At 64.8% G+C, this 11,063-nt stretch carries 8 protein-coding genes and 1 tRNA gene; 2 read left to right on the plus strand and 7 right to left on the minus strand.

The genetic code is table 11. The annotated features are described in order from the left end of the window. Positions 1–48 precede the first annotated feature (48 nt). From H7X45_RS09885 to pepN, 3 genes are all read right to left on the minus strand, one after another. Positions 49–1,380, minus strand: a complete 1,332-nt coding sequence (locus tag H7X45_RS09885) for a cystathionine gamma-synthase family protein (RefSeq protein WP_246449425.1) — start codon at positions 1,378–1,380, stop codon at positions 49–51. A 556-nt stretch (positions 1,381–1,936) separates the two neighbouring features. Continuing rightward, positions 1,937–2,698, minus strand: coding sequence for a peptidoglycan editing factor PgeF (gene pgeF / locus H7X45_RS09890; protein ID WP_187334726.1), 762 nt, complete (start codon positions 2,696–2,698; stop codon positions 1,937–1,939). Between the two features lie 137 nt (positions 2,699–2,835). Then, positions 2,836–5,433 carry an aminopeptidase N gene (gene pepN, locus H7X45_RS09895; protein ID WP_187334727.1) on the minus strand — a complete coding sequence of 866 codons (2,598 nt, stop codon included), beginning with the start codon at positions 5,431–5,433 and terminating at the stop codon, positions 2,836–2,838. Between the two features lie 93 nt (positions 5,434–5,526). On the opposite strand from pepN, the gene H7X45_RS09900 reads away from it, so the two are divergent. Next, positions 5,527–6,309: a Rossmann-fold NAD(P)-binding domain-containing protein gene (locus H7X45_RS09900; RefSeq protein WP_187337095.1), complete on the plus strand. Its 783-nt coding sequence runs from the start codon at positions 5,527–5,529 to the stop codon at positions 6,307–6,309. Here H7X45_RS09900 and H7X45_RS09905 read toward each other — a convergent pair. The 3 genes from H7X45_RS09905 to H7X45_RS09915 all read right to left on the minus strand — a co-directional run bounded on the left by H7X45_RS09905 (position 6,306) and on the right by H7X45_RS09915 (position 8,812). Further along, positions 6,306–7,154 (minus strand): DMT family transporter, encoded by an 849-nt coding sequence (locus H7X45_RS09905; RefSeq protein WP_343061049.1) that lies wholly within the window; start codon positions 7,152–7,154, stop codon positions 6,306–6,308. The genes H7X45_RS09900 and H7X45_RS09905 overlap by 4 nt on opposite strands. Before the next feature lie 176 nt (positions 7,155–7,330). Beyond that, positions 7,331–8,326 (minus strand): threonine aldolase family protein, encoded by a 996-nt coding sequence (locus H7X45_RS09910; RefSeq protein ID WP_187334728.1) that lies wholly within the window; start codon positions 8,324–8,326, stop codon positions 7,331–7,333. A 411-nt stretch (positions 8,327–8,737) separates the two neighbouring features. Continuing rightward, positions 8,738–8,812 (minus strand) — tRNA-Thr (locus tag H7X45_RS09915). Positions 8,813–8,930: 118 nt separating this feature from the next. Between H7X45_RS09915 and H7X45_RS09920 the strand changes: the two genes are divergently transcribed. Beyond that, the gene (locus H7X45_RS09920) at positions 8,931–9,092 is read left to right on the plus strand and encodes a hypothetical protein (protein ID WP_187334729.1); all 162 of its coding nucleotides are present in this window, start codon (positions 8,931–8,933) and stop codon (positions 9,090–9,092) included. A gap of 166 nt (positions 9,093–9,258) precedes the next feature. Here the strand turns inward: H7X45_RS09920 and H7X45_RS09925 are convergent, their stop codons facing one another. Further along, positions 9,259–11,043: an aminopeptidase P family protein gene (locus H7X45_RS09925; protein WP_187337096.1), complete on the minus strand. Its 1,785-nt coding sequence runs from the start codon at positions 11,041–11,043 to the stop codon at positions 9,259–9,261. Positions 11,044–11,063: the final 20 nt, after the last annotated feature.

Below are 11,063 nucleotides of genomic sequence, written 5' to 3' on the forward strand. Positions count from 1 at the left end.
CCGCGCAGATGGACCATTCACAGCGCCCTTACAAGCGCCAAACCGTGGTTATACCGCGTCGAGCGCCTGCTCGAAATCGGCAATCAGATCGTCCGGGTCTTCCACACCGATCGAGATGCGCACCAGATTGTCGGTGATGCCGAGTGCTTTCTTGCGCTCGTCGGAGACCGAAATATGCGTCATCGCCGCGGGATGACTGGCCAGCGTTTCGGTGCCGCCGAGGCTGACCGCCAGCTTGGCGAGCTTCAGATTGTCCAGGAAGCGGAAGCTCTCTTCCTCACCGCCCTTCACGAACAGCGAGAAGGTCGATCCGGCGCCAAGGCAATGCCGGTCATAGATGTCCTTCTGCGAAGGATCCTCGATAAAGCCGAGATAGCCGACGCGCTCCACCTTCGGATGGCCTTTCAGGAAGGTGCAGACCTTTTCGGCATTCTCGCCCGCGCGCGCCATCCGAAGTTCCACCGTCTCCAGGCTGCGCAGCAGCATCCAGGCGGTGTTGGGGTCACTGATCGTGCCGATCGTGTTGCGCATCGCCCGGATCGGGTCGAGCCAGCGCTTCTCGCCAAGCGCCGCACCTGCCACCAGATCGCTGTGCCCACCGACATATTTGGTCAGCGAGTAGATCACGATGTCCGCGCCATGATCGAGCGGACGCTGCCAAAGGGGGCCAAGGAAGGTGTTGTCGATCGCCACCGGCGGCATATCATCACCCGTGCCGAACACCTCGTCGCGTGCCTTGGACACGCCTTCGATGTCGACCAGCGCGTTGGTCGGGTTGGCCGGGCTTTCGAGGTAGACCACGGCCACTTTCGAGCCCTTGTCATCGGCGATTTTCTTCGCGCGGCCCAGCAGTTCCTTGACCTCCTCGTTCGATGCGGTGGCCGGGAAATCGAGGAAGGTGATGCCGAACTTGGCGAGGATTTTCGCCACCATCGTCTCGGTCGCCGCGTAGAGCGGGCCGGAATGGACGATCACGTCGTTTTGGCTGGCGAGCGCCAGCATGGTGGTGGCGATCGCGCTCATGCCGCTGGAGAAGACCAGCGCATCCTCCGACTCTTCCCAAACGCTCAGGCGATCTTCGACGATCTCCTGATTGGGGTTGTTGAAGCGCGAATAGACCAGGCCCTCGGCGCCGCCGGGGCGCTTGCCGGTAATGCCTTCGAAATGGCGCTTGCCCGCCGCCGCGCTTTCGAACGCGAAGGTGGAGGTGAGGAAGATCGGCGCCTTCAGCGAGCCTTCGGACAGCTTGGGATCGAAGCCGTGGCCCATCATCAGCGTGGAGGGCTTCAGCTTGCGGCCGCCAATCTCCTTCACATCGGGCTTGGGGCGGCGGCGCGGCGTCATGGTGCCGAGCGGTGGGTTCTCTTCGGATGTGCTCATGGAATGTCCTTCCTGTCGTCACGCTCCCAGGAAGGCGGGAGCTGTTCTGCTGCCGGGCGGGGCACGGCGCCTTCTAACCTCCGCAGAAGGGCATCTCCGCCGCCGACGTCGTCTCGGTCCGGCCGCGGGGCCGGTGATAGGCCCCATCTAGGCACTGCGAACGCCAGGGGCAACGGCGCGGATGCTTCACACTGCTTCACACTGTCCAGAGCGGGAAAATCGCGCGCGTCGGATGGACGCGGCGACAGGTGATAGGAGCGGGGCGAAAGCGGAAGCATGAGGCGATCAGATCAGTGGAAGTCCTACTTTTCCAGCGTTTTCATAGAGACCTACGTCATTGCGAGGAGCCGAAGGCGACGCGGCAATGCCGGGCGGATGCAGCGCTGCAGAGGCCCTGCCTGAGCGAGTGTCAATCATGGCCGCCCAAACGCCGTAGCCCTGAGCTTGTCGAAGGGCGCTTATCGTCCGTAGCGCGTAGTCGAGAGACGTCGTTGGTGCTGCGCACCGTCTGCGACTCCGACAAGCTCAGGACTTACGGAAGAGAAGAGAGGTATCCTCAGCGCGCCGCCAAGCCGATCAGCGATATCTGCCGCCCGTAGTCCGGCTCTTCCCGGTGGGTTGCGCGGCGGTAACTGAAATAGCGGTCCTCCAGCCGATAGGTATCGAGGCCGAGGCAGGCGACCCGCGTCACACCCGCCGCCGCCAGCCGCGCGGCGACATAGCCTTCCAGATCGAACTGATGGTGCCCATCGGCGCCGTCCGCGAAAAAGCGTTCGTTCTCGGGCGCGTCCTCGCAGAAGCGCTGCAGGAAGCCCGCATCTACCTCATAGCTCGCCTGCGCGATGCACGGGCCGACGGCGGCGACGATGTGGGCCCGGTCTGCGCCCAGCGCTTCCATCGCCTCGATCGCGGCGTCGGTGACCCCGGCCAGCGCGCCCTTCCAACCGGCATGCGCCGCGCCGACCACGCCCGCTTCCTCATCCGCCAGCAGCACCGGCGCGCAGTCCGCCGTCAGGATGCCGAGCAGCAGGCCGGGCGTCGCCGTCACCATCCCATCGGCTTTCGGGCGTTCGTCCGCGGGCAGCGGCCCGCTGAGCGTCACGACATCGCGTCCGTGCACCTGATACACCGTCTGCAGCGGCGCATCGGCCATCACCGCGCGGCCCGCGAGCCGCCGGTTTTCGGCAACGGCCAGGGCATCGTCCTGCGAACCGATGCCGACATTGAGATCGCCATAGAGGCCGTTCGATACCCCGCCCTTCCGACCAAGGAAGCCGTGTGGAACGGTGAGCGTGGGGGCGGTTTGTACGTCGATCATGAGCGGAACCATATCATAGAATCCGTTCGTGCTGAGCCTGTCGAAGCACCGCCCTTTTTTGATCCGTTGTTGCGGAAGAAGAACGGCCCTTCGACAAGCTCAGGGCGAACGGAATTTTTCATAGCAGTGCGCTGGGATTACCGCCCCAGGCTCTTCAGCACCTGTTCGCTCGTGTCCTTGCTCAAGCCCTGCTTGTCCGCGATCCGCTCCAGTTCGGCGCGCATCAGGACAGACCGTTTCTCCTCGAACCGGCGCCAACGGCCGAGCGTCGGCACGAAGCGGGCGGCGAGCTGGGCGTTCTTGTCGTCCAGCGTCATGATGAGATCGGCCAGCATGCGATAGCCTTCCCCGCTTTCGTCATGGAAGCGCGCCTGATTGGCGGTGAAGCTGCCGTAGAGCGCGCGCACGCGGTTGGGGTTTTTCAGGGTGAAATCGGCATGGTCCGCCAGCGCCTTCACCGCCTCCAGCGTGTCGTCGCGCAGGGACAGTGCCTGCAGCCCGAACCATTTGTCGAGCACGAGCGCATCGTCGCGGTAGCGGTTGTAGAAGATATCGAACGCCGCTTCGCGCTTGTCCGAAGCCCCGTGCGACAGCGTGGCGAGCGCGGAGAGGCGCTGCGTCATATTGTCGGCGCGTTCGAACTGGACAAAGGCCAGATCCGCCGCCGCATCCTCGTCCGCAGCGGCCAGATAGGACAGCGCCACGCCCTGCAGCTTGCGCGCCGCCTTGGCGTCCGCATCCAGCGAGAAAGGCACCGATGAGCAGGCATCGTAATGCGCCTGCCAGCGATCCTTCAGCTGCGTGGCGATGGTTTTGCGCAGCGCGGCGCGCGCTTCGTGGATCGCCGCCGGATCGATCACCAGCATCTGTTCGCCCAGGAAACTCTCGGCGGGCGGCTGCACCATTTCGGCCAGGAAGGCGCGGTCGATGCCGTCCTCGTCCAGCGCGGCGGCGATCGAATCGACGATCAGCTTCTCGTCACCCGCCTCGCCGCCAATCACGCCGACCAGATGATCGATCATCAGCTGCTGCATCGCCTCGAACCGCGCGAACGGATCGTCCTCATGCGCGGACAGGAAGGCGAGATCGGCGGGATCGCGCCGGTTGTCGAGAATGATGGGCGCGGAGAAACCGCGATTGATCGAGAGGACGGGCGCTGCCTCGAAACCCTCGAACCGCACCGTTTTCTCCGGCGCGTCCAGAATGACAAGTTCCTCGCGCAGATTGCGGCCGGTCTCCCGGTCGAACAGCGCGATGCGCAGCGGGATCACCATTTCGCTGGGGGCAGGCTCCTCGGTGCCCGCGCCCTTGGTCTGCTTCAGCTCCAGCACCGCGGTATCGCCTTCATGGCGCAGCGTTGCGGCCACATGCGGCGTGCCCGCCTCGCTGTACCAACGGCGGAACTGTGTCAGGTCCACATCGCCGCCGTCTTCGATCGCGGAGACGAAATCCTCGCAGGTCGCGGCTTCGCCGTCATGGCGATCGAAATAGAGATCGGTGCCCTTCCGGAAGCGATCCTTGCCGATCATGGTCAGCATCATGCGGATCACCTCGGCGCCCTTGTTGTAGACGGTCGCGGTGTAGAAGTTCGAGATTTCCATATAGGAATCAGGCCGGATCGGATGGGCCAACGGGCCGCCGTCTTCCGGGAACTGCGCGGCGCGCAAGATACGCACATCCTCGATCCGCTTGACCGGTTCGGAGCCCATATGGGCGCTGAACTGCTGATCGCGCAGAACGGTGAAGCCTTCCTTCAGCGAAAGCTGGAACCAGTCCCGGCAGGTGACGCGGTTGCCCGACCAGTTGTGGAAATATTCATGGGCGACGACGCCTTCGATCCCGTCATAATCATTGTCCGTCGCCGTATCGGGATCGGCCAGGATGTAGCGGGTGTTGAAAATGTTGAGGCCCTTGTTCTCCATCGCGCCCATGTTGAAATCGCTGACGGCGACGATGTTGAAGATATCGAGATCATATTCGCGCCCGTAGGTCTCCTCGTCCCACTTCATCGAATTTTTCAGCGCGGTCATGGCGTGGCCGGTGCGATCGAGATCGCCTTCGCGCACGAAGATGCCCAGTTCCACCTTGCGTCCGCTCATGGTGGTGAACGTATCGCGGTTGACCACCAGATCGCCCGCCACAAGCGCGAACAGATAGCTGGGTTTCAGATGCGGATCGTTCCAGACGGCGTAATGGCGGCCGTTCTCGCCCTCGCCTTCCCCCACCAGATCGCCATTGGACAGCAGAACGGGGAAGGTCTTGGCATCGCCCTCCATCCGCACGGTGTAGCGCGACAGCACATCGGGCCGGTCCGGGTGGAAGGTGATGCGGCGGAAGCCCTCCGCCTCGCACTGGGTGCACAGCATGCCGTTCGAGGCGTAGAGGCCCATCAGCTGCGTATTGTCCGATGGCTTCAGCGCGGTGGTGATGCCGATATGGTGCGCGTCCGCGGGCAGCGGCAGGACGAGATCGCCCTCCTCCATCCGCCAGTCGTTGATCCGCTCGCCATCGACGGTGACTTCTTCCGGCTCAATCCCGTCGCCCTTCAGGCGCAGCGGCTCGCGCGCGGCGGCGTCGGGATTCCGTGCGACCTTCAGCGTGGAATAGACCCGCGTTTCTTCCAGCCCGAGATCGAAATCGAGCGCCACTTCCGGCACCAGCCAGGCGGGCGGCGTGTAGTCCTCCCGCCGGATGATGGTGGGCGCGTCGGCGAAGGTTTTCTGTACGTCTGCCATAGAGGCAAGATGTAGGAGCAGGCGCTTCGGTTCCCAAGCGATATAAATCGGATGCGCCGCAGGGTCCCGTGGGTTAGGCAGAAGCCCATGCATATGCTCATCTTCGGCCTCGGCTATACGGCATCGCGCCTTGCAGAGCGTCTTCGCGAACAAGGCTGGCGGATCGACGCGACCGGCAGCGCGGGCAATCTCGATTTCACCGACGTGCAGAGCGTGCGCGCCGCCATCGGCCATGCGAGCCACATCCTGTCCTCCGTGCCGCCGAGCCGGGAGACCGGGGAGGACGATGTGCTCACCCGCTATGGCGACGCGGTGGCCGCCGCCCCGGCGCGCTGGATCGGCTATCTCAGCTCCACCGGCGTGTATGGCGATGCGGGCGGCGCCTGGGTGGACGAAAGCGCCCCTATCGGCGGCGGACGGCGCAGCGCGCGGGCGGAGGCCGACGCGGCCTGGCAGACGCTGGACGACCGGGTGCGCATCTTCCGCCTGCCCGGCATTTACGGCCCCGGCCGCAGCGCGCTAGACAAGGTGCGGGACGGCAGCGCGCACCGCATCGATCTGCCCGGCCAGGTGTTCAGCCGCATCCATGTGACTGACATCTGCCGCGCGGTGGAGGCGAGCTTCGATGCGCCGCCGGGCCTTTACAATATCGGCGACGATCGGCCCGCCAGCCATAATGCGGTGACCGAGCATGCATGCCGCCTGCTGGGCATCGAACCGCCGCCGCTGCAGACGATGGATGAGGCGGGCCTCAGTCCGATGGCGCGCGGATTCTACGCCGAAAACCGCCGCGTCGCGAACGGCAAGGCCAAACGCGTTCTGGGGTGGAAGCCGCTCTATCCGGACTACAAGGCGGGGCTGAAAAGCCTGCTCTAGCGCCGCGCGCGCATCGCCACCAGCAGGCCCAGCATCGCGATCCCGCCGCCCGCCGCGGCCAGAGGAGACCAACGATAGCCCTCGAACAGGGTGGACAGCGCCATCGCCACCACCGGCACGAGCACGCTGTTATACGCCGCCTTGCCCGGGCCGATGGCGCGCACGATCCCGAAATAGAGCGGGAAGGTGACGACTGAACCCAGCAGCCCGAGATACAGGATGCCGAAGAGATAGGCCGGACGCGGATCGATCACCGGCGGGCCGAAGCTGACAAAGGCGACGGCGGCGTTGAACAGCACGCCATAGCCCATCGCCCAGGTGAGCAAAGTCAGCAGCGGCAGCGCCTGCACCCGCTTGGCCGCCTGCAGCACATTGGCGAAGGAGGCGGAAAGAATGCCGCCGACGGTGAGCAGAATGCCGAACGCCACGTCCCGCCCGCTCGCCGGCATGGCGCGATATTCCTGCACGAACAACAGCGCCACGCCCAGGATCGCGATCCCCGTGCCGACGAAGAAGCTCGGCTCCAGCCGCCGCCCCAAAAATATCCGCCCGAACAGCGCGTTGGGCAGCATCAAGAGCGCAAAGGTGCTTGCAACCAGGCCGGAGGTCACGAACCGCTCGGCATTGTACACGAAGTTGAAATTCAGGACGAACTGGCTCGCCCCCAGCATCAGCGCGATGGCGTGGGCGCGGGCGGGCAGCCGCAGCGGCTGACCGCGCACCCGCGCCAGCACCGCCATGCCGATCGCGGCGACGATGAAGCGATAGCAAACCGACCAGGTCGGCGGCACGGAGCTTAGCTGATCGCGGATCACGATCCACGTCCCGCCCCAGATCAGAGCCACCAGAATGAACGGAAACAGGATGCGCGGGGTGAGGAGGGAGAGGTCCGCCTCTCCTCCCGAAACCGAAACTCGCCCCTGATCCGTTAGCCCTGAGCTTGTCGAAGGGCGTTTCTCGCTTGAGAGCCGTGCTTTGACAGGCTCAGCACTTACGGCTTTATTTTGACCGTCAAACGATGTCACAAAGCCCCGATCGCATCGGCCAGCGGACGTACATCGGCCTCTTCATGCTGCCAGCTCGTCACCAGCCGGGCCGCACCCGTTCCCCAATCGTAGAAATCGAAGCCCTTGTCTCGCAGCCCCGCAGCCTCGTCCGCAGTGAGACGCAGGAACACCTCGTTCGCCTCCACCGGATAGAGCAGCCGCTCACCCGCAGCCTCGGCGATCAGCGCGGCGGCGGCATTGGCGGTGCGTGCATTCTCCAGCCAGAGATCGCCGTCCAGCATCGCCAGCAGCTGCGCGGCGAGATAGCGGCCCTTGGACAACAGATGGCCTGCGCGCTTGCGGCGATATTCGGACGCGGCGTAGAGATCGGTATCGAAGAAGACGAGCGCCTCCGCGCTCATCCCGCCATTCTTGACGCAGCCGAAGCTGAGCAGGTCCACGCCCTCGGTGATCGTGCGCCCGTCCCCGTCCAACCGCGCCACCGCATTGGCGAAGCGCGCGCCGTCCATATGCAGCTTCAGCCCGCGCGCCTTGGCGAGCTGCGCGATCGCGGCCACTTCCTCGGGCGAATAGACCAGCCCATATTCCGTGGCCTGCGTGATCGAAATGCCCGCCGCCTGCACCTGATGCACATCGGGCCGAATCGCATCGAGCCGCGTTTCGAGCGCCTGAGCGGTGATCTTCGCGCCCTCTCCAGGCAGCAGCATCAGCTTGGCGCCCGCGGTGTAGAAGCCCGGCGCACCGGCCTCGTCCACCTCGATATGCGCTTCCTCATGACAGAGAATGCCCTGATGCGGCGCGGCCATCGCGGCGCAGGCCAGCGCATTGGCGGCAGTGCCAGTGGTGACTGCCATCGCCCGGCATTCGCGCCCGAATAGCTCGCTGAACGCCTCGTCCAGCCGCGCGGACCAGCGGTCCCCGTCATAAGCGGTATCGAGGCTGTCCGCATCACCCAGCGCCTCCCAGATTTTGGGGTGCACAGGGGCGGCATTGTCGGAAAAGAAGCGCATGGGCGGCGCTGTAGGAGTTCGCGCCGATCTGGGGAAGGAGGGAATGCGCGCAAATCGCATACCGATCCAATGCCGATGCGACGCTGCCTTAACCCTCGAACCAAGCCGGTAGTTCTTCGAACCGCGCCGGTAGCCTTTTCAATCAAGCCCGTAGCCCTGAGCTTGTCGAAGGGCGCTTATCGTTCGAGAGCGGCTCGTGACCGAGAGACGTCCTTCGACAAGCTCAGGACTTACGGTCTTTGACTTCGGACAGTGATATTGGACCTGAATCCATCCGCTTCGGCGGACAGCCTTCACCCTACATCGCGCTTCAAGCTGGCCCGCCAGCCGAAGCCCGAAGGGCGCCCCTTCGCTTTGCTCGGGATTTCCGCCGCGAAAACCATCCCCCGGATGGTTTTCAGCAGGCGGAAATGGTGCTGCTGGAGAGGATTGAACTCTCGGCCTCACCCTTACCAAGGGTGTGCTCTACCACTGAGCTACAGCAGCGTACCAGATCCATGCCGGCCAAGGGGCCGCGCTAGAAGGCGGCCCTATGGGAGCGGAGGGGCGGGAAAGTCAAGGGGCAGCTTGGCGGGGGCAGGCGATATTGCTAATCCCGCCCGCGATGACCGACCGAAACGACGCGAATGACCGGGCCAAGGACGAGAAGGCCGCCCGCCTGGCCGAACAGCTTCGCGCGAATCTGAGACGCCGCAAGACGCAAAGCCGCGAGATGAAGGCAGGGGACGCGGACGGAGACTCCACACAATCCGCGCCAGAGGACTAGCTCCGTCCCGATTCCGTAAGTGCTGAGCTGGTGGTGCCGTGCGCCGTCTTCGACTCCGAAGCACGTTTATCGGTGGCAGCGCCACGGCGGGAAACGCCGTTGGCGCCGCGGGGCCGTCTGCGACTCCGACAAGCTCAGGGCTGCGGTCTCTTAGAGGACGAGGGATTCACCCCAGCGGCGCGCAGCGGGTTTCCAGCCATTCGCGATCCTCGCCGTCCAGTTGCGGGCCGACCACTTCCAGCGTGCGGGCGTGGTAATCGTCCACCCAGCGGCGCTCTTCGTCGGTCAGCAGCGACGGATCGATCAACTCGCGCTCCAGCGGCGCGAAGGTGAGCGTTTCGAAGCCCAGCATGTCCTTTTCGGCGCCGTCGATCGCGCGCTCTTCGACCAGCACCAGGTTTTCGATCCGGATGCCGAAATCGCCTTCCTTGTAATAGCCCGGCTCGTTCGAACAGATCATTCCGGCCTTCAGCGGCTCGGCGAACCCGCCGAATGCGGCGATTCGTTGCGGCCCCTCGTGGACGGCCAGATAGGCACCCACACCGTGGCCGGTGCCGTGGCCGTAATCGACGCCGTCCTTCCACAGGAACTGACGCGCCAGCGTATCGAGCGCACCGCCCGTGGTGCCCTTCGGGAAAACGGCGACGTCCAGCGCGATATGCCCTTTAAGAACCTGCGTGTAGCGCTTGATCATTTCGGCCGTCGGCTCGCCGATCGCGGCGACGCGGGTGACGTCGGTGGTGCCGTCGCGATACTGGCCGCCCGAATCGACCAGATAGAGTTCGCCCACCTGCATCTCGCGGTTGGTTTCTTCGTTCACGCTGTAATGCGGCAGCGCGCCGTGCGGACCGCTGGCAGAGATGGTGCGGAAGCTGATGTCGCGCAGTTCGCCGCCCTCTGCGCGGAGTTCGCGCAGCTTGGCGGCGGCGGTCAGCTCGTCGAGCCCGCCCTTCGGCGCGGTCTCGCCGATCCATTTGAGGAAGCGCGCCAGCGCCGCGCCATCGCGCGCCTGCGCCGCGCGGTGCCCGTCGATCTCCGCCTGGTTCTTGATCGCCTTCATGAGCACCGACGGATCGCGCTTTTCGGCAATCTTCGCGCCCGCGCTGTCCAGCGCCTCGAAAATCGCAGCCGGCGCGCGTTCGGGATCGACCGCCACCGCCTTGCCGGCCAGATTGGCGAGCGAGGCGGCATAATCGTCATAGCCGCGCACCGACACTTCATTGCCCAGATGCGTGCGGACCTCGTCCGTCAGCTTCGTCTCGTCCACAAACAAAGTCGCGGTGCCGTCCGCCTGCACCAACGCGTGCGCAATGGCGACGGGCGTGTTGGCGATGTCTCCGCCGCGGATGTTGAACGTCCAGGCGATGGAGTCGAGCGCAGTAAGGACGGTAGCGTCATAGCCTTCGTCCTTCAGCCATGTGGCGATCTCGGCCCGCTTTTCGCCATGCGACTTGCCGGCATATTCGAGCGGCTGGACGTCCAGCTTCGCGCCGGGTTTTTCGGGCTGATCGGACCAGACCGAATCGATCGGATTGCCGTCCACGGCCACCATCTTGGCGCCGCGGCGGGCGGCAGCCTGCCCGGCCTCCTTCGCCCAGCTGCGGGTGTGGAGCCAGGCGTCATAGCCGATGACATCCTCTTCGCTCGCATTGGCGCGGATCCAGTCGGTCATGCTCATGTCGGCCAGCGGGACGTAGGAAAAGAGCTTTTCGTCCACCTGATCGCGCACCTGCACGGTGTAGCGCCCGTCCACGAAAATCGCGGCCTTGTTCTTCAGGACGATGGCGCTGCCGGCCGAGCCTGCAAAGCCGGTAAGCCACTGCAGGCGCTGCGCATATTCGCCGACATATTCGGACAGATGCTCGTCCGCGATCGGCACCACGAACCCGGTCAGCCCGCGTCGCCCCAGTTCTTCGCGAAGGGCGGCGAGGCGGTTTTCGTGGGTCTGCATCAGCATAGCGGCGGGCCTTT

The organism is Novosphingopyxis iocasae, from assembly GCF_014334095.1.
GTDB lineage: Bacteria > Pseudomonadota > Alphaproteobacteria > Sphingomonadales > Sphingomonadaceae > Novosphingopyxis > Novosphingopyxis iocasae.

Excerpts from the sequence above, each read along its gene's own strand:
- H7X45_RS09885 (WP_246449425.1), bottom strand. The coding sequence starts at position 1,380 with ATGAGCACATCCGAAGAGAACCCACCGCTCGGCACCATGACGCCGCGC.
- pgeF (WP_187334726.1), bottom strand. The coding sequence starts at position 2,698 with ATGATCGACGTACAAACCGCCCCCACGCTCACCGTTCCACACGGCTTC.
- pepN (WP_187334727.1), bottom strand. The coding sequence starts at position 5,433 with ATGGCAGACGTACAGAAAACCTTCGCCGACGCGCCCACCATCATCCGG.
- H7X45_RS09900 (WP_187337095.1), top strand. The coding sequence starts at position 5,527 with ATGCTCATCTTCGGCCTCGGCTATACGGCATCGCGCCTTGCAGAGCGT.
- H7X45_RS09910 (WP_187334728.1), bottom strand. The coding sequence starts at position 8,326 with ATGCGCTTCTTTTCCGACAATGCCGCCCCTGTGCACCCCAAAATCTGG.
- H7X45_RS09920 (WP_187334729.1), top strand. The coding sequence starts at position 8,931 with ATGACCGACCGAAACGACGCGAATGACCGGGCCAAGGACGAGAAGGCC.
- H7X45_RS09925 (WP_187337096.1), bottom strand. The coding sequence starts at position 11,043 with ATGCAGACCCACGAAAACCGCCTCGCCGCCCTTCGCGAAGAACTGGGG.